Source organism: Stenotrophomonas sp. Ste96 (assembly GCF_024519495.1).
Classification (GTDB): Bacteria; Pseudomonadota; Gammaproteobacteria; order Xanthomonadales; family Xanthomonadaceae; genus Stenotrophomonas; species Stenotrophomonas bentonitica_A.
The window spans coordinates 21,919-41,342 of record NZ_JALJRX010000010.1 but is presented as its reverse complement, the minus strand read 5'-3'; the positions used below and the strand labels follow the sequence as shown (position 1 = coordinate 41,342).

Here is a 19,424-nt window from a genome sequence, read left to right as displayed (position 1 = left end):
TGCCGGCCAGCGGCCGGCACTACCGTTGTCGGGAGGGTCGGTTACCAGCCGAAGCGCGCGGTTGCCATCACGGTGCGGCCGCTGCCGTAGTAGCACGACGACACGCCGGTGCAGGTCGACACGAAACGCTTGTCGGACAGATTGCTGGCATTGAGTGCCAGCTGCACCTGGGTGCCACCGATCTGGCCCACGTCATAGCGGATCGCCGCATCGAACAGGGTGTAGGACGGAATCCGGTACAGGTTGGCGCTGTCGCCGTAGCTCACGCCGTTGTAGCGCGCGCCCGCCGCCAGGCTCAGGCCCTGCAGTGCACCGGCCTGGAAGGTGTAGTCCGCCCAGAACGAGGCACTGTAATCGGGCACCATCGCCAGTTCCTTGCCCTTGTAAGGCGCCGAGCGGGTCATCTCCGAGTCCATCCGCGAGGCGGCGCCGATCAGGCTGAAGCCCTCGATCGGGGTGATCCGGCCTTCCAGTTCGATGCCGCGCACCCGTCCTTCGTCGCCCTGGATTGAGCAGGTCGCCGTGCCCGTGGCGCCGCAGTTGCGATGCGACGCCACCGGATCGTCCACGATCATGTTCTGCTGGCGCAGGTCGTACAGCGACAGCGTCACCAGGCCGTCCACCGAGGCGGGCTGGTACTTCAACCCCGCCTCCCACTGCGAACCGGTCACCGGCTCGAACGCGGTCTGGGTGAAGCTGTCCAACGGCGACTTGGTCGAGGGCTGGAACGATTCGGCGTAGCTCACATACGGGGTCAGCCCGTTCTCGAATACGTACAGCACGCCCGCGCGACCGGTGAAGGCCTCGTTCTTGATCACATTGCGCCCGCCCGGCGTGGAGATGCCGGTGGCGATATTGCGGTTGGCGCTGCTGCTGTCGTCCTTGGTCCAGTCGTAGCGGCCGCCCAGGGTCATGCGCCAGTTGCCGAGCGCCAGCTGGTCCTGCAGATACACGCCGCTCTGCCGGTTGATGCCGGCGGTCGGGGTTTCCGTGGTCACTGTCGGCCGGTAGGTCGAATAGACCGGATTGAAGATGTCGATCGGGCGCGGGCTGCTCATGGCACTACGCACGCCCTCCCAGTCCGCACGTTGCCAGTCCCAACCGAGCAGTACGGTGTGATCCACCGCGCCGGTACTGAAACGGGCCTGCAGGCGGGTGTCGAAGGTGTCGCCATCGGAGTCGCCGGTGCCCATCACGCCGCGACGGTTCTGGGTGCGGCCATCGGCGTTGAGTGCGCCGAAGGTGACCACGCTGCGGAACAGCGAATCGACATGGGTGCGCCGCGCGCTCTGGGTCAGCGTGAGGTGGTCGTTGAACTGGTGCTCGAACATCCAGCCGGCGGTCCACAGGGTGCGGTCGAAGGTATTCCAGTCCGGCTCGCCAATGAAGGTGCTGTTCTTCATGTAGCCCGACGCCGTCGGGTTGAGCGTGCCGGCAGCCGGCAGGAACTGGTAGGTCGAGCCGCCATCGTCCTTCTGGTACATGCCCAGCAGGGTCAGGCGGGTACGTTCGGCAAGCTGCCAGGTGTAGCTGGGGGCGAGGAACCAGTGCTGCTGTTCGGTGCGCTTGATCTGGGTCTGGCCGTCGCGATACAGGCCGACCAGGCGGAACAGGTGATCCTCGCCCGCGGTGCCGGCACCGACGTCGAAGGCGGCGCTGTACTGGCCATTCGCATCCACGCCCAGGCGCAGCTGCTGCGCCTGGTCCGGCATCGGCGTCTTGCTGACCTGGTTGACCATGCCGCCGGGGGCCACCTGGCCATACATCACGGCGGACGGACCCTTGAGTACTTCCACGCGTTCCAGATTCCAGCTGTCGAACATGCTGCGGTTCCACTGGCTGCCCTGCGGCGCGCGCATCCCGTCCAGGGTGACGTTGTTGGACCAGCTGCCGGCATCGAAGCCGCGGATGCGGAAGTCGTCCACGCGGTTGTCGATGCCCGAGCTTTCCAGGCTGACGCCAGCGACGTAGCGCATCGCATCGTTGAGCGACTGCACGCCGCGGGCGTCGAGCTCGGCGCGCTCGATCACTGATACCGATTGCGGCGTTTCCGCCAGGGCGGTACTGGTCTTGGTCGCGCCGCTGGTGCTGTTGGCGGCGCGATAGGCGTTGACGCGTACGGCATCCAGATCGGTGGCGGTCTGGGCGTGCGCGGCGGGGACGAGGGCGGCGGCCACGCAGGCCAGGGCCAGCAGGTTGGGGCGCAACCGGCGCGGATTCAGGGGCAGAGAGCAGGACATGGGCAACAACTCGACAACGCGGAGGAAGGGGCGCGGGCGCCGGCTCGATGCCTCATCGGCAGTGCCGGCCTCGCGGGCGTCGCCGAAGCGACGCATAAGCCGCCATTTTAAGGATTTGCGCCGCATACGCAATTGCGACACATTCGCATGTTCGAATGGGCGGCAACCATTGCCGTCCTATCCATGGCAGGCATGTGGACCAAGTGGACTTCATTGTTGCGCCGATGCATCCAATGAGGGCTTGTGGCGGCCCATCAGAGGTCTACAATGCCGGCTACACCCCAGGTGACCCCATGACTTCGATGCCGCTTCTGACGTTTTTTACCCTGACCCGCGTTTACGCGGTACGGGCGCGTCTGCCAATCGGAGTGCGAGGCTGCTGACCGGAATACCGGCCACCCTGGACCCCAAGCAGAGCGCCCACCGGGCGCTCTTTTCGTTTCCACGTACCAGAACTGTTTGAAGGAGAACGTGCCATGCACCAGATCGCCGAGCCCCAAACCTGGCCGCACGCCCGTTAGCCAACGGCGGCGTGCGGCTCCTTGATGTTGGCAGCGAGACCCATTCCATGAACACCCATACCCCGCACCAGACCCTTTCCCTCCGGCGCAACCTCGGCATCATTGCCCACATCGACGCCGGCAAGACCACGCTCACCGAACGCCTGCTGTGGAAAACCGGCGAGATCCATCGCGTCGGCGAAGTCCACGACGGCGCGGCGACCACCGATTTTTCGGCGATCGAGCGCGAGCGCGGCATCACCATCGGCGCAGCCGCCGTGCAGGCGCATTGGGCGCCACGCGATGAGCCGATCCATCACCTGACCCTGATCGACACCCCGGGCCATATCGATTTCGCGATCGAAGTGGAACGTTCCCTGCGCGTGCTCGACGGCGCGGTGGCGGTGTTCTCCGCCGTGGACGGCGTGCAGCCCCAGTCCGAATCGGTCTGGCGCCAGGCGCGTCGCCACGGGGTGCCGCTGATCGCCTTCGTCAACAAGATGGACCGCACCGGTGCCTCCTTCGAGCGCGTGCTCACGCAGCTGCGCGAGAAGCTGCGCGCCACCCCGTGGGCGCTGGGCGTACCGATCGGCACCGAAAGCCAGTTCAGCGGCTGGGTGGACCTGGTTGACCGCAGCACCGTGCAGTGGGACGACAAGGGCGGCGCCTTGCGTCACGCCTGGACGGCCGATGAGGCTGCCCAGTGGCTGCCGCAGCGCGAGGCCCTGATCGAAGCCGTGGCCGATGCCGATGACGTGCTGGCACAGGCCTGGCTGGAAGGCGAGGCGATCGACAACGCACAACTGCGCGCGGCGATCCGTCGCGGCGCGCTGGCGGGTGCGGGCGTGCCGGTACTGGCAGGCTCGGCGTTCAAGAGCAAGGGCGTGGAGACGCTGCTGGATGCGGTGGTCGACTATCTGCCTTCGCCAGTGGATCGGCCAGCGGTGGTCGCCACGGAGAACGGCACCGACGTGCGGCTGCCGCCCGACCCGGATGGCCCGCTCGCGGCGCTGCTGTTCAAGATCACGCACCAGAACCACGGTGCGCTGAGCTTCGTGCGGGTGTACTCGGGCACGCTGAAGGTGGGCGACGCACTGGCCAGCTCGCAGCACGTACACGGGCGACGCGTCAGCCGCCTGGTGCGGGTGCAGGCCGACCAGACCCACGACATCAAGCAGGCCGTGGCCGGTGACATCGTGGCGGTGCTGGGCTGGAAGGATGCGGTCAGCGGTGAAACGCTGAGTGCGCCCTCGCGCCCGCTGCTGCTCGATACGATCCAGGCGCAGCAGGCCGTGCTGGCGTGGCGGTTGACCGCGGAAAAGGCGTCCGACCTGATCCGCATCAGCCAAGGCCTGGCCAGCCTGGCGCAGGAGGATCCGTCGTTCCGCGTCGAGACCGATGCGGACAGCGGTGAAACCCTGATCTGGGGCATGGGCGAACTGCATCTGGAGGTCATGGTCGAGCGCCTGCGCACGGAGTGGGGCGTCAACATCCGCACCGGCGAGCCGCGCGTGGCCTACCAGGAAACGCCGAAGCGCGCCGTGCAGCGGGTGGAAGGCAAGGTCGCCAAGCAGACCGGTGGCCAGGGCCAGTTCGCCCAGGTGTTGATCGACCTCACCCCGCGCGAGGATGGCGAGGTGACCTTCGTCGATCGCACCGTGGGCGGCGCGATTCCGCGTGGCTTCGTCAATGCGGTGGAGAAGGGCGTGCGTGCCGCACTGGGCGAAGGTCCGCTGGGGCATCCGGTGGTCGGTGTCGAGGTGACGCTGGTGGACGGACAGACCCACGTCAAGGACTCCTCGGACATGGCCTTCCATCGCGCCGGCAGTGAAGCGGTGAAAGCGGCGCTGGCCCAGGCGGGCACGCAGCTGCTGGAACCGGTGATGGAGATCGCCATCCGTGCACCGTCGGGCAACGTCGGCGATGTGGTTGGCGACCTCAACCGCCGCAGTGGGCGGGTGGCCTCGATCGAGGACCAGGATGGGCAGGCCGAGGTGCTGGGTTATGCCCCGCTGGCGCGGCTTGGTGGCTATACCACGTCGCTGCGCTCGCTGACCCAGGGGCGCGCGTCCAGCGACATGCGCTTGAACGGGTATGAAGCGGCGCAGACGGCCTGACGGCCAAAGCGGAACGGAAAGGGAGCCGGGCAACCGGCTCCCTTTACCTGTCAGCGTTGGGAGTCCGCACAGCCGGATGCACACGGCCACAGATAGAATATCCAGTGCAGTGTCGCTGACGGCGTGAGCTGTCCGGCGACCGGATGACATCCTTGGAGTACCACCATGAGCAATACGCATTTCTATCCCATCGGCACGCCGGGCCAGCCCTGGGGTGACGCCGAACGCGCCCGGTGGCGCGCAGCCCAGCAGCGCCAGCGCAGCTACCACGACGATGTCGTGGCCGCGCTCGAGCGCCTGGGCGAGCGTTTCGATGTGGTGCAGTACGGGCAGCTGGACTACGCGCCGGATCATTACCCGCTGTTTGCGGTGGTCAGCCATGAGTGGGATCCGGCACTGCCGACCGCGCTGGTGACCGGTGGCGTGCACGGCTACGAAACCAGCGGCGTGCATGGCGCGCTGCAGTTCCTGGATCAGAACGCCGAGGCGTATGCAGGCCGTATCAATCTGATCGTGGCGCCCTGCGTCAGCCCGTGGGGCTATGAGCGCATCCAGCGCTGGAATCCCGATGCGATCGATCCCAACCGCAGCTTCCGTGGTGATGGCCAGATCGAAGAAGCGGCGTCGCTGATGCGCTGGATGGCCGCGCGTGGCGATGACCTGCTGGTGCACCTGGACCTGCACGAAACGACCGACAGCGACCTGCATGAGTTCGATCCGGCGCGCTGCGCCCGCGATGGCATCGCCCTGGTGCCGGACATCATTCCCGATGGCTTCTACGTGATCGGCAACAGCGAAGATCCCCAGCCGGCGTTCCAGCAGGCGTTGATCGCCGCAGTGGAGAAGATCACGCACATCGCCCCGGCCGATGCCAATGGCGAGCTGATCGGCATGCCGCTGCAGTCGCCGGGCGTGGTCTGGGGCGAATCGCGTTCGATCGGCGCCTGCGCTGGCTTCACCGACGCGCTGTACGCCACCACCACCGAGGTCTACCCGGACAGCCCGCGGACGTCGCCGCAGGAATGCAACGATGCGCAGGTCGCGGCGGTATGCGCCGGCCTGGACTTTGCGCTGGCGCATCCGCGCCGCTGATGCTCTCGTTGGAGGTCGCCGCCCAACGACGGGCGGCGCCTTGCTCCTCACGAAGGGTTGACCTGCCGGGTCAGCTTTTCAGCCACCGCTCGCAGCCTGCGCTGCTGTCGGTCGAGCTGGCGGCCTTCGCGCAGGTTTCGGTCATCCGTGCCTGCAGCCGGGCCAGGCTTTCCGCGCCGTGATGGTCGCGGCCCCACGCCTGCAACGCACTGCCCAACCGTTCAAACCGCTGGCGGGTGCGCTGGTGGTAGCCGGCTGGCTGGGCAGCCAGATCGGCGATGACCTCGGTGGCGGCCGTCTCGATCGCCGGCGCATCGTCCGGGCTCAAGCGCAGCAGCCCCTCAACGTAGAGAACGCCCCACTGTACGCGCGTGGCCGGTCCCTGCGCACCCTGGTAGGCCTTGTGCAGCCAGGAGATGGCAGAGGCCTTGTCGCCACGCTCTTCAGCCAGTTCGGCCAGTTCGGGCATGTAGTAATAGGGTGTCTGGCTGCGGTCCAGCTCGGCCAGCAGGAGCTTCTCGGCCGCGGCATCGTCCTTGATCTGGCGGAGTACATAGACGGCGGTACTGATCGTGGCCTGGCGTTCGTGTGGTGTGGTCGCGGCGGCATCGGCGGCCGCGACACGCTGCTGCGCCTTGGCCTTCAGTGCCGCTGGAATGTCCTGGTCGGGATGCTGCTGGCGCTGCAGGGCAAGCTCGGTGATGACGGTGCCGAGCCGCGCATCGGCTTTGTTGCCGAGGGCATGATCGGCGGCATCCAGCGCGCCCAGCAGCTGTGTTCCCAGTTGCTGGGCCTGGTCCGGGGTGGCACTGGCGCCGGCCACCAGGGCAGGGCCCTGATAGCCCAGCAGGTCCCGATTGGCCCGCACTTCCGCAGGGGAGGCGAGAACGGCATCCAGCAGGGCGCGGGTGCTGTCGCGCTGCGCGGCGGTCGGCGCGTTGGCCGGCTTGCCTGCACCGAGCGCCAGCAACGCGAACCGCCGCTGCAGCGCCGGTTCGGGCGCAGCAGTGGCCAGTTGCTGCAGCAGTGACGCTGCATCGCGCTCGCCCGCCAGGCGATTGGCATCCACTTCCCAGCCGTAATCGCCGAGCACGCGCCAGTCCTCCGCGCTGACATCCTGTGGTGCCGTCAAGGCATGCTGCAGCACCTCGCTCACGGCGGTGCGACGGCTGGCAGCCAGGGTGAGGGCGCGGGTCAGGGCTTCACTGTCGTTGCCACCGGCCAGGCGGGTGAGCTCGTTGCGCTGCGGGTCAAGCACGATCAGGGTCGGATAGCCGCGCACGCCGAAGCGCTCGCCCCAGGCCTGTGCGCCTTCCTCGTCCCCATCCAGATAGACGGGCACGTACTGACGGGTCAGCGCGATGAAGGCCGGATCCTTGAACAGCGTGGCCTTGAGCTGGTTGCAGGGCGGGCACCACACCGCGCCCCAGTACAGCAGCACGGGCTTGCCGCTGTCGCGCGCCTCGGCGAACGCGTCGTCGACGTCGCCATGGCGCCAGGCGATCTCCGCAGGTGCCGGTGCGGTAGCCGCGGGCGCCGCAGCGTCAGCGGGAGAGGGGGCCGGCGTGCAGGCCGGCAGCAGGGCAACCACGCCCAGCAGACCAAGGGACAGAGCAAGGCGCATCAGGACATCCAGACAGTTGGAGAGGGCAGCAGACAGGCTCGATTGTAGGAAGCCGCGCGGCCGCGGGTGAGCTGACACTGATGCAGATTGCTCATGACGGCAGACCCAGCAGTGATGAGTCACGCGCCGCACACCTGCGCCCGCTACGCGTAACCACGCAGAACCTGCCTGCGCGGTGACCCGTGTCATGGTTTCGTCGTTGTCGATATCGCCATCGGCAAACACCACATAACGCCTGCGCATTTCTGCATTGGGGCGCGAGCGGGGTTAATGAATGTGCGATGTCCGTTCCGCCCCGAGGCGGTCACAGACATGGCTTCCCCCACTACCCGTACGACCTTCGATGACGACAGCTCGTTCTTCCCTGCGCCCGCGATTGCTGGCGTTGGCGGTGTTGCTAGCCACCGCCTCCCCGACCCTGCATGCACAGTCCACCACCGGTGCGATCGCCGGCCAGGCGCCGCCATCGGCGCAGCGTATTTTCGTTCGCAGCGATACCGGCCTCACCCGCGAAGTGACCGTCGACGCGCGCGGTCGCTATACCATCAGCCAGCTTCCGCTCGGCCGGTATTTGGTCGAGGCGCGCGACGCCGACGGCAAGGTGCTGCAGACCCGCCAGGACGTCGCACTGACGGTTGGTACCAGTACCGAAGTATCGTTCGGCGATGTCACCCGCCTGGATGGCATCCAGGTCAGCGCGGACCGTGCCGCCGCCGCGATCGATGTGAGCAGCGTGGATTCGCGTACGGTCATCACCGCAGAGCAACTGCAGCGGCTGCCGCTGGGCCGTTCGGCCGAGGCCATCGCCCAGCTCGCACCCGGCGTGATCGGCAACAGCGGCAACGGCACCTACGCTGGCCCAACCGGCGCCCAGCTGGTCAGCTTTGGCGGTTCATCCGCAGCGGAGAACGCCTACTACATCAACGGCTTCAACAGCACCGATCCGCTGCGCGGTCTGGGCGGGCTGACCTTGCCGTACGGAAGCATCGACCAGCAGGAGATCTACACCGGTGGCTACAGCGCCAAGTACGGCCGCTCCGATGGTGGCGTGATCAATGCGGTCGGCAAGCGGGGAACGAATCAGTGGCACTTTGGCGGCCAGGCCACCTGGGAGCCGGCATCCACGCGTGCTGACAAGGACGATGTGCGTTATCCCGGCGATGGCGCGCTGTATGCGCCGGAGAGCAAGGACCGCGAATGGGTCAGCACGCAGAGCATCTATGCCGGCGGCCCGTTGATCGAAGACCGGCTGTTCTTCTTCGGCTCCTACGAGCTGGAGCGCCGTGAAGGCACGGATGTCAAGAACGTGGAGGCGACGAATTCCTATTCCCGCTACGAGTACGAGCGCCCCCGCTGGTACGCCAAGGTGGATTGGAACATCACCGACAATCACCTGCTGGAGCTGACCGGCGCCTCCAGCCGCAATGTATACCGTGGCGACATCTTCGCCTATGACTACGACACGCTCACCCGTGGCGCCCAGCGTGGCACGGACGACACCACCAAGACCGGTGGCGACCTGTGGACGGCCAAGTACACCGGCTATCTGACCGACCGGCTCACCGTCAGCGCGCAATACGGCGAAATGCGCACGGATGACTACATCGGCAACCCGGCCTACGACGGCAGCCTGACCTACCTCAACAGCCCCAACCTGCAGAATCCGGCGCTGACCGGTGGCACGCCGATCACCAACGCGCAGACCACGTCGCTGCTGGTCAATCCGGATCGCGGCAACCGCAGCAACAACCTGCGCCTGGATGCGAACTACGTGTGGGGCGACCACAGCATCACACTCGGCATCGACAACCAGAACGCCCGCGCGTTGAACCGCGGCTCGGTCGCCTCGGCCGATGGCTACTACTGGATCTACGGGCAGTCCAACCCGAACGTGCCGATCAATACCGGCCTGGGCGTGCCGGCGACAGGTGGCATCCGCAATGGCGAGGACGGCTATTACGTACGCCAGTATGTCTACAGCGCGCTGGCTTCGGTACGGGCGTCGCAGCGGGCGCAGTACATTGAAGACAACTGGCAGGTCACCGACCGGCTGCTGCTCAATCTTGGCCTGCGCCTGGACCAGTTCACGAATTTCAACCGCGATGGCGACGCGTACATCAAGCAGACCAGTGGGCAGTGGGCGCCACGCCTGGGCTTCAGCTGGGATGTCGACGGTGACGGCCGCTTCAAGGTGTTCGGCAACGTGGGGCGCTATTACCTGGCGCTGCCGCTGAACCCGGCGTTCAACGCCGCTGGCGCGACGCTGGCCACCTCGACGTACTACACCTACGGCGGCATCGACAGCAACGGCTATCCGACAGACCTCACCCGGTTCTCCGATCCTGTTTCGGCCAACAACAACTATGGCCTGCTGCCGGATGCGAAGACCGTGGCCACCTCCGGCATCGAGCCGTCCTACCAGGATGAGTTCATCCTCGGCTTCAGCAAGGCGCTCGGCCAGGACTGGGTGTACGGGGCCAAAGCGACCTACCGCGTGCTGCGCAGCGGCGTGGACGACTACTGCGATATCGATGCGGTGCTCGGCAAGGCCAGCAGCCTGGGCTACAACGTAACCAAGGACAGCAACCCGGTCAGCTGCTGGCTGATCAATCCCGGCCGCGCCAACACCTTCAACCTGGTCGATACCGGCGGCAATTACGTGACGGTTCCGCTGAGCAACGCGGAAATGGGCTTCCCGCAGTTCAAGCGCAACTACTACGCGGTGAACCTCTCGCTGGAACATCCGTTCGATGGCCGCTGGTATGCCCGCGGCGACTACACCTGGTCACGCAGCTACGGGACCACTGAAGGCCAGTTGCTCTCGGGGATCGGCCAGACGGCGGTGTCCACCACGCAGGCGTGGGACTACGCCCAGCTGATGGAGCACACCAACGGGCCACAGAGCAACGACCATACCCACCAGTTCAAGCTGCACGGCTATTACCAGCTCACCCCGGAATGGTTGGTGTCGGCCAACCTGAAGGTACTCTCGGGTTCGCCGTTCAGTGCGCTGGGCTCGTACGGGCCGGACTTCGAAGACCCATCCGGCTACGGCATCGCGTATCACTTCTACAACGGCCAGCCGGCGCCTCCCGGGAGCCAGGGGCGCCTACCGTGGCTGAAGCAGCTTGACCTGGGGGTGTCCTACCGCCCGGCAGTGGCCGATGGTCGGCTGGGCTTCAACCTGGACGTGTTCAATGTGTTCAACAGCCAGGTGGCGCTGTGGAAATCGCCGTACGCCGAGCTGGATCCGGGACAGCCGGATCCGCTGTATGGCGCGGCAACCGTGCGTCAGGCGCCCCGTTCGCTGCGGGTCAGCGTGAGTTACGACTACTGAGGGAAAGGGCCAGGCGGGTGGGGGAGGGAGCCCCTGCCCGCCGGCAGCCGCACCAACGCGAGCGCCCCAGGGCGTGGCACGTCGTTCACGGATCACGAGGCAGTCTGGGGCCATTGCCAGAGGAGCCTCTCATGCAGACGCAGATCCGAAACAGGGCAGGGTGGATGGCGGCGGGTTTGACGGCGCTGCTGTGTGCCTGCTCGCCGCAGGGCGAGGGCGGTGCCGCACCCGTGGCGCTGCCGAGCGGCGCCGATCCGGGCGCGGCGAAGGCCGCTGATCCAGTGCCCGCCGCGGCAGCGGACGAGCGGCCGTTACCTGTCTATGAAGAAGCGAAGCCGGGCATTGCGGTGGGTCCGGTGGCGGGGGTGCGGGTTGCGCTCGATTTCCAGCGTGACTACCTGGCCTCGCCCAGTTGGAAGCTGTTTGCACCGCCGGACAGCAAGGGGACGCCGCTGGTGGCGCTGGTGCTGGAGGGATCGGATCGGGTCACGGCAGGCGAGCTGCGGATCGGCCGCAGTGGTGAGGCAAAGCAGGTCACGTCCTGCCTGGAACCGCCGGCCGAAGCAACGGGCCCTGCGGCATCGGCCTCGGTCGATATCGGCGGCGTGCCGTTCACCCACTTCACGGCTGGTGATGCCGCCATGAGCCATTACGTCAGCGCCGAGAGCTACCGCGCAGTCCACAACGGTGCCTGCTATGCGATCGATCTGGTCGTCGCCGGCACGCGCCCGGAGGTGTATGACCCGCCGCGCACGCCACCCTTCAGCCAGCAGGAAGCGGCATCCCGCTTGGCCGCGGCGCTCAAGGCCGTGTACTGGACGCAGTAACGTCGTTCACCCAGGACGCGACGGAAAGGCGAGCGTGACCTGGGCGCCTCCCAGCGTCGAGTGGCCGATGCCCAGCGTGGCCCGATGCCGTTCGGCGATCTCGGCCACGATGGCCAGGCCCAGGCCACACCCATCGCCGCTGGCATCGCCCCGCCAGAACCGTTCGGTGACCTGGCTGCGCAAAGACGGATCGATGCCGGGACCATCGTCGTTGACGCTCAGGCGCGTCTGGCCCCGTGTGGTTTCCACGCTGACCGTGATCATCCCTTCCAGTGCGCCGTAGCGCAGCGCGTTGTCGACCAGGTTGCTGATCGTCTCGCGCAGCAGCTGAGGCTCGCCCATCACCATGACGCCGGCATCGGGGCCCTCGTAGCCAAGGTCGACACCGGCGACCACGGCGCGGTCCATCAGCCGTTCCAGTTCATCGCGGGCGAGCACGGCAAGGTCCACCGGGCGCATCGCCAGCATCGCGCCGGCGCTGTCTTCGGAGCGGCTCAGGATCAGCAACTGATGGGTGAGATGGCGCAGTCGGGTCAGCCCACGCAACAGGCCGGCCAGCGCATCGCGCTGTGCTGCGCGATCCTGCTCACGCAGCGCGCTTTCCAGCTCGATCTGGAGGCCGGCCAGCGGCGTGCGCAGCTGATGCGCTGCGTTGCTGATGAAGCGCTGCTGTGCGTCCTGCATCGCCGAGAGCCGGTTCACCAGCTGGTTGAAGGCATCCACCGCCGGCCACAGCTCGCGCGGCGCGGCCTCCCGTGGATCCAGTGGCGCCAGCGCATCCAGCGGCGCGCTGGCCAGCCGTCGCGCGGCACCGTTGGTGTGCCGCGCCGCTGCGCCCGTGCCCGACCACGCCAGCCATGCCGCCAGCAGCAGGATCGTGCCCTGCAGCGGGATGCTCGCCAACAGCAGGCGATGCTCCAGGCGCAGCCGCTTGGTGCGGGTCTCGGCCACGCGGATCAGGATCGGGGCGCCAGCGCCGGGGGGTGTCATCGCGACCTGCACAACGCGCACGTCCTGCCCATCGATCACGGCATCGTAGTAAGTGCGGGCCGGGCTGTCGTCGGCGCCTTCGGCCTGCAGCGCCGTGCCGCCAGGCAGGACGGCTGCACCATACAGGCGCGTGCCGTCGGCACGGGTTACCTCGCCGTAGATCCGGTCCACGGTGTCCCAGGTGAACATGCGCGAGACGGCGGGGGAGATCTCCATGTGGACGGTGTCGCCGCGGACCTCGGTCAGCTGCGCCAGCGACATGGCCGAGTCCAGCAACCAGCGGTCGTAAACCTGCTCGGCGTAGTGCCTGGCCAATACGAACGAGCCCACGGCACTGGCCAGCAGCAGCACCAGCAGCGGCAGCCACAGGCGCCGCAGCAGCACGCCACGCAGGCTATAGGGCGCCTCAGTCATCGCAGGCTTCCAGCCGATAGCCCAGGCCACGCAGCATGCGGATGCCAACCTTGGCGCCGGCTGCCTGCAGCTTGCGGCGCAACCGGCTGACGTGGACCTCGATTACCGACAGGCTGGCGTCGTGATCCCAGCTGTAGACCGCATCGAACAGGCGCTGCTTGGCCACGATCCGGCCCGGCTGCTGCAGCAGGATTTCCATGAGCGCGAGTTCACGTGCGGTGAGTTCCAACGGCTCATCGCCAACGCGCAGTTCGCGGGTCCCGGTGTCCAAGCGCAGCGCGCCGAGCTGACGCAGGGCGGGGGCGGTGGACTGGCGGCGCGCAAGCGCGCGCAGACGGGCTTCAAGTTCCCCGAGCGCGAATGGCTTGGCCAGGTAATCATCGCCGCCGCTGTCCAGGCCGCGGATGCGGTCCTCCACGCCGTCGCGTGCGGTGAGAATCAGCACCGGCACGCTGAAGCCGTCCTGCCGCAGCCGCGCCAGGAGCTCCAGGCCATCGATGTCCGGCAGTGACAGGTCCAGCACGACCAGGTCGTAGCTGACGCTGGCCAGCGCCGACGGCGCGGCCAGGCCGCGCGCGAGAGGGTCGCAGGCGTGACCGGCGCGGGTCAGGGCGCGCACCAGGCCATCGGCCAGTGCGGCGTCGTCTTCAATCAGCAGAATGCGCATTGCAAGGTTGACGCAAGGTTCGGGAAAGTTTGACGAAAGCGCTGCACCTTACCGTGTCGGCAATGAATACCACCACCCGATGTGCCGCGCTGATCGCGGCATTGCTGATCGCGCCTGCCACGGTCTCCGCGCTTACCCTGGCCGAGGCGGAGCGCGTCATGGCGCAGCACAATCCCGACCTGCTGGCCGCTGCGATCGAACTGCGCGGCACGCAGGGCGATGCGCAGAGCGCCGCGCGCCGGCCCAGCCCCGAGCTGAGCGTGGGCACCTCCAAGATCAGCCGCCAGGAGGGGATCGGCCCGGGCCGTTGGAAGGACAAGCGCGTGGATTCCACGCTCGGCCTGGGCTGGACGTGGGAGCGCGGCGGCAAGCGGGGCTGGCGCATGCGCCAGGCCGATGCCCTGGTCGAGGCGGCCCAGCTGGGCCTGCTCGATAGCCGCCGCCAGCAGCAGGTGGCGCTGCGGGAAGCGTACTTCGGGTTGAAGGCCGCACAGGAACTGAGCCGCATCGCCGAGGAAGATCGCCGTGCCTCGGCCGAGAGCCTGTCCGCTGCCGACCGGCAGGTCGCCACCGGCGCCATGGCGCCGATCGAGCGCGCGCGGCTTGCGGTGGATGATCTGAAAGTGGCCGATGCCGCCCGCGAGGCCGCACTGGGCCTGCGCGAGGCACGGCATGTCCTTGCGCTGCTGCTGGGCAGCGATGCGGACGATGCACTGCATGCCGACGACGAGTGGCCACGCCCGGCCTCGGCGGCAACCGCTGCGATGGCCACGCTGGACGAGCGCGTTGACCTGCGTGCGGCCGAGGCGCGGGTGATCGCCGCCGATGCCGCGCGAGCCCTGGCGCGCAGCGAGCGGCGGCGCGACGTGCAGTTCGGGATCGAAGCCGAGCGCGAGCCGGCCGACATCGGCGGCGTGACATGGGGACTGTCGATGAGTGTGCCGCTGGGCGGCGCCACGCGCTGGCGCGGCGAACAGCAACGGGCGGAGGCGGACTACGACGCCGCCGTGCTGGAACGGCAACAGCTGCGCCGCGAAGCCGCCGCTGAACTTGACCAGCTGCGGCACGCACTGGCGGCGGCCGCACAACGCCGCACCGCGTACGAACAGCTTCAGGGACCCGCGGCGCGCAAGAGCATGGAGGGTCTGGAACTGGCCTATCGCCGCGGTGCCGCCACGTTGACCGACCTGCTGGATGCGCGGCGCAGCTGGCGCGAATTCGAATCCGACCTGGTCGATGCGCGCCTGGCGCATGCCTCCGCCCTGGCGCGCTGGAACGCGGCCATCTCCGTTTCCGAAGGACATACCCCATGACGTTTTCGCGCACAGCCGGCTCGGCCCGTCTGCTTTCCTTGATCGTCGCCACTGTGCTGGCGGGTGGCTGCGCGCGCGATGCGGGCCCCGAAGCAGCGGCGGCGCCCACGGTGGACGGCGCAACGATCCACTTTGCCGCCGACAGCCCCCAACTGAGGGTGCTGCGCAGCGAGACCGTGACCGATGGGTCGGCGTCGGTGCTGCAGCTGCCGGCGCGCGTCACCTGGGATGACACCCGCTCAAGCATGCTGCGCTCGCCGCTGCCGGGGCAGATCGCACGCATCGAGGCGGCGCCGGGCGAGAAGATCAAGGCAGGCCAGGTCCTGGCGTGGGTGACCTCCCCCGAATTCGGGCAGGTGCAGGCGGAAGGTGCGCGAGGTGCGGCCGAGCTGCGGCAGGCGCGCAATGAACTGTCACGGGTACGTGAGCTGCATGAGGCCGGGGTTGCCTCCGGCCGCGAACTGGGCGAGGCCGAATCCGCGCTGGCCGCCAGCGAAGCCGAGCACGCGCGGCTGCAGGCACTGACCCGTGGCTTCGGCAGCCGCCGCGGCATCGACCAGCGCATGCCGCTGCGTTCGCCGATCGATGGGGTCCTGGTCGAGCGCCGGATGAGCCCCGGCATGAGCGTCTCCGCCGATGCCGAGGTGCCGCTGGCCGTGGTGAGCGATCCTGACCGGCTGTGGCTGATCATCGATGTTCCCGAAGCGCTGGCCGGCCGTCTCACGCCGGGTCTGAAGGTGCGTGTGGCGCCTGGCACCGGTGAGCCCACACAGGGGGTGCTGGGCCACGTCGATGATTACATCGACACCGAGCGCCACGTGGTGCAGGCGCGTGCCGAACTGGACAACCGCGAGCGTCGCTTCAAGGCCGGGCAGTACGTGCGTGCCGAGATCACCGTGCCGATGGACGGTGGAGTGTCGGTGCCGGAAGGTGCGGTGCTGCTGCTCGGGCGCGAGCAGGTGGTGTTCGTGGACGAGGGCAACGGGCAGTTCGCACGACGCACCGTGCAGGCTGAGGAGCTGGGCCAGGGCCGCCTGTGGGTAGGGCAGGGGCTGCCTGCGGGGGCCCGCGTGGTAGTGGACGGCGGTCTGCTGCTGCAACAGGTGCTGGACCAGAACGTTGGCACTGATGACCGATCTGCCGGCACTGCCGCGGCAGGCAGGGGCGCCCCATGATCGATCGCCTGATTGCGTACTGCCTGCGCCAGCCGCTGATGGTCATGCTGGCGCTGCTGATCTTCATCGGCGCCTCGTTCGCGGCATTCCGCGAGCTGCCCGTGGAAGCCTTCCCGGATGTCTCCGATACCCAGGTCACCGTGGTGACCCTGCATCCGGGGCGCGCGGCCGAAGAGGTCGAGCGTGAGGTCACCATGCCGCTGGAAGTGGCGCTGTCGGGTATTCCGCACTCGGTGCGCGTGTTTTCGCATACCCAGTTCGGGTTGTCGATGATCATCCTGACCTTCGACGACGGCGCGGATGACTACTTCGCGCGTGCCCAGGTGATGGAGCGACTCCAGGGCGTGGATCTGCCCGAGGGCGTGCAGCCGGAGATGGAGGCGATGAGCTCGGCGGTGGGCGAGATCTACCGCTACGTGCTGCACGCGCCGCACATGAGTTCCACCGAACTGCGCACCGTGCAGGAATGGGTGATGGAGCGGCGTCTACGCACGGTGCCGGGCGTGGCCGACGTGGTCAGCTTCGGGGGGTTCGCCAGGACGTTCCAGGTCGAACCGGACCTGGGCAGGCTGCGTGATCGCGGGATCAGCCTGGAGGCGTTCGCCGAGGCGCTCGAACGTGGCAGCGCCAATGCCGGTGGCGGCTACGTGGAGCGCGGCCAGCAGCAGTACCTGATCCGCGGCGTCGGGCTGATGCGCTCGCCCGCCGATATCGGCACGGTGGTCGTGGCAGAGCGACAGGGTACGCCAGTGCTGGTACGCGACCTGGCCCGCATCGTCGACACCGGGCTGCCCCGGCAGGGCCTGGTCGGCCAGGACGACAACGATGATGCCGTGTTCGGCATGGTGCTGATGCGCAAGGGGGAGAATCCGTCGCTGGTGCTGGATGCGCTGCACGCGCGCGTGGCCGAGATAGAGGCCAACCACCTGCCCGAGGGCGTCACGCTGGAGCCGTTCTACGATCGCTCGTGGTTGGTGTCCACCACGCTGAAAACGGTGTTCCGCAACCTGGTGGAGGGCGCGGTACTGGTGTTCCTGGTGCTGTGGCTGTTCCTCTACAACGCCCGCGCGGCGCTGATCGTGGCGGCGATGATGCCGTTGGCGCTGCTGTCCACCTTCCTCGGCCTGCACTTGTGGGGCGTGCCGGCCAACCTGCTCTCGTTGGGCGCGATGGACTTCGGCATCATCATCGATGGTGCGGTGATCGTGACCGAGCACATCGTCTCACGCCTGTCGACAATGCCGGCCGGCAGCACCCGGCGCGAGCGCATGGCCACCGTGCTGTCCGCGGCGTCGGAGGTCGGGCGGCCGACCTTCTTCTCGATGCTGATCATCATTGCCGCGCACATCCCGATCTTCACCCTGCAGCGGCAGGAAGGCCGGATGTTCGCACCGATGGCCTATTCGGTGACGTCTGCCCTGATCGGCGCGTTGATCCTGGCGCTCACCGTGGTGCCACTGCTGTGTTTCTGGTGGCTGCGCCGCGAGCGCCTGAAAGGCGAGAACCCGGTGATGAACCGGCTGGTCGGCTGGTACCGCCCCTGGCTGGAAGGCGCGATGGCGCGCCCCCGGGCGGTCGTGCTGGCCGCGGTGGCGATGTTGGTGGTGACACTGGCCCTGGGCACGCGGCTGGGCTCGGAGTTCCTGCCCGAGCTGGATGAGGGCTCGATCTGGCTGACTGCCACGCTGGACCCCAGCACCAGCCTGGCCGAGGCGCAGGCGCAGTCCCGACGCATCCGCGACCTGGTGCGGACCCTCCCGGAGGTCTCCACCGTGGTGGCCAAGCTCGGCCGCCCGGAGGATGGCTCCGATGCCAAGGGTGCCAACCAGATCGAAGCACTGGTGGCGCTGAAGCCCGACTCCGAGTGGACCCGGAAGATCGACAAACGCGAGCTGGTGGCGCAGATGCAGCGCCTCCTGGAAGAGCGCATTCCCGGCCCCGAATTCTCGATCTCGCAGCCGGTGCGCGACAACATCCTGGAGAGCATTTCGCAGATCAAAGGCCAGGTGGTGATCAAGGTCAGCGGCGAGAACCTGGAGGTGCTGACCGACCAGGCCCAGGCGATCCTGGCGCAGGTCAAACACGTAGACGGCGTGGAGAGCGCCTTCATCGACCGCGACGGCAGCCTGCCGCAGCTGCGCATCGATATCGATCGCGACCGTGCGGCGCGCTACGGCCTGAACGTGCAGGACATCGATGCCGTGATCGAGACCGCCATCGGCGGCCGCGAGGTCGGCCAGCTGTGGGAAGGCGAGCGCCAGTTCCCGATCAGCCTGCGCCTGTCCGATGCCGACCGCGACCTGCAGCGCCTGCGCACCGTGCCGGTGGGCACGGCCTCCGGCCAGACCGTGACGCTGGGGGATGTGGCGGACTTCACCATGGCCAGCGGCGCGATCAACATCTCGCGTGAGAACGCCCAGCGCGTCAAAGCCGTGAGCATCTTCATCGCCGGGCGCGACATGGGCAGCGTGGTGGCCGACATGCGCCGGCAGGTCGACGCGACCATCGATCTGCCGGAGGGCTACCGGATCGACTGGTCCGGCGAGTTCGAGAACCAGCAGCGCGCCATGGCCCGTCTGGGTTGGGTCGTGCCGCTCTCGGTACTGATCATCTTCGTGCTGCTGTTCGATGCCTTCAAGGACGTCACCAGTGCCGCCCTGATCCTGGCGAACGTACCGCTGGCGATGATCGGCGGCATCCTGGCGCTGTGGCTGACCGGTATTCCGCTGTCGGTCTCGGCGGCGATCGGCTTCATCGCCTTGTTCGGGCAAGCGGTGCTCAACGGCGTGATCATGCTGACCCGGTTCGGCCAGCTGCGCGAGCAGGGCATGGCGCTCTACGACGCCGTGGTGCAGGGCGCACTGCAGCGCCTGCGCACGGTGCTGATGACGGCGCTGTTGGCGATGTTTGGCTTGCTGCCGATGGCCACCTCGCACGCGATCGGCGCCGAGACCCAGAAGCCACTCGCGGTGGTGGTGATTGGTGGGCTGCTGTCGGCGATGCTGCTGACCCTGCTGGTGCTGCCGACGCTGTACTACTGGGTGCATCGCCGGCGTGAGCAGCGGCGGGGTGGGGCAGCGATGGAGGTCGAGGCGGTGTAGGCGGCGCTGAGTGGCTGGGCAGTGTGG

11 protein-coding genes are annotated in these 19,424 nt (G+C 67.8%); 7 read left to right on the top strand and 4 right to left on the bottom strand.

What is annotated here, in order from left to right; translation table 11 throughout:
- Positions 1–41: 41 nt before the first annotated feature.
- Positions 42–2,240, bottom strand: a complete 2,199-nt coding sequence (locus OC373_RS17525) for a TonB-dependent siderophore receptor (protein ID WP_083279949.1) — start codon at positions 2,238–2,240, stop codon at positions 42–44.
- 568 nt (positions 2,241–2,808) lie between these two features.
- Between OC373_RS17525 and fusA the strand changes: the two genes are divergently transcribed.
- Both fusA and OC373_RS17515 read left to right on the top strand, forming a co-directional pair.
- Positions 2,809–4,857, top strand: a complete 2,049-nt coding sequence (gene fusA, locus OC373_RS17520) for an elongation factor G (RefSeq protein WP_261998197.1) — start codon at positions 2,809–2,811, stop codon at positions 4,855–4,857.
- Between the two features lie 165 nt (positions 4,858–5,022).
- The gene (locus tag OC373_RS17515; RefSeq protein ID WP_070427370.1) at positions 5,023–5,949 is read left to right on the top strand and encodes a M14 family metallocarboxypeptidase; all 927 of its coding nucleotides are present in this window, start codon (positions 5,023–5,025) and stop codon (positions 5,947–5,949) included.
- A 70-nt stretch (positions 5,950–6,019) separates the two neighbouring features.
- Here OC373_RS17515 and OC373_RS17510 read toward each other — a convergent pair whose 3' ends face one another.
- The gene (locus tag OC373_RS17510) at positions 6,020–7,573 is read right to left on the bottom strand and encodes a thioredoxin family protein (protein ID WP_070427371.1); all 1,554 of its coding nucleotides are present in this window, start codon (positions 7,571–7,573) and stop codon (positions 6,020–6,022) included.
- Between the two features lie 343 nt (positions 7,574–7,916).
- Between OC373_RS17510 and OC373_RS17505 the strand changes: the two genes are divergently transcribed.
- Both OC373_RS17505 and OC373_RS17500 read left to right on the top strand, forming a co-directional pair.
- Positions 7,917–10,910, top strand: coding sequence for a TonB-dependent receptor (locus OC373_RS17505; protein ID WP_070427372.1), 2,994 nt, complete (start codon positions 7,917–7,919; stop codon positions 10,908–10,910).
- Between the two features lie 176 nt (positions 10,911–11,086).
- Complete coding sequence (locus OC373_RS17500; protein ID WP_261998196.1) at positions 11,087–11,737, top strand: hypothetical protein; 651 nt, start codon at positions 11,087–11,089, stop codon at positions 11,735–11,737.
- Positions 11,738–11,743: 6 nt separating this feature from the next.
- On the opposite strand, the gene OC373_RS17495 is transcribed toward OC373_RS17500, so the two are convergent.
- Both OC373_RS17495 and OC373_RS17490 read right to left on the bottom strand, forming a co-directional pair.
- The gene (locus tag OC373_RS17495; protein WP_070427374.1) at positions 11,744–13,141 is read right to left on the bottom strand and encodes a sensor histidine kinase; all 1,398 of its coding nucleotides are present in this window, start codon (positions 13,139–13,141) and stop codon (positions 11,744–11,746) included.
- Positions 13,134–13,808: a response regulator gene (locus OC373_RS17490; RefSeq protein WP_070427375.1), complete on the bottom strand. Its 675-nt coding sequence runs from the start codon at positions 13,806–13,808 to the stop codon at positions 13,134–13,136. Before OC373_RS17490 ends, OC373_RS17495 begins: the two co-directional genes overlap by 8 nt.
- A 62-nt stretch (positions 13,809–13,870) precedes the next feature.
- On the opposite strand from OC373_RS17490, the gene OC373_RS17485 reads away from it, so the two are divergent.
- From OC373_RS17485 to OC373_RS17475, 3 genes are read left to right on the top strand one after another with little or no spacing between them, the layout of a single operon-like run.
- The gene (locus OC373_RS17485; protein WP_070427376.1) at positions 13,871–15,121 is read left to right on the top strand and encodes a TolC family protein; all 1,251 of its coding nucleotides are present in this window, start codon (positions 13,871–13,873) and stop codon (positions 15,119–15,121) included.
- On the top strand, positions 15,118–16,296 hold the full coding sequence (locus tag OC373_RS17480; protein ID WP_070427377.1) for an efflux RND transporter periplasmic adaptor subunit: 1,179 nt from the start codon (positions 15,118–15,120) through the stop codon (positions 16,294–16,296). The genes OC373_RS17485 and OC373_RS17480 overlap by 4 nt, the downstream gene beginning before the upstream one ends.
- Complete coding sequence (locus tag OC373_RS17475; protein WP_261998195.1) at positions 16,293–19,397, top strand: CusA/CzcA family heavy metal efflux RND transporter; 3,105 nt, start codon at positions 16,293–16,295, stop codon at positions 19,395–19,397. Before OC373_RS17480 ends, OC373_RS17475 begins: the two co-directional genes overlap by 4 nt.
- Positions 19,398–19,424 lie beyond the last annotated feature (27 nt).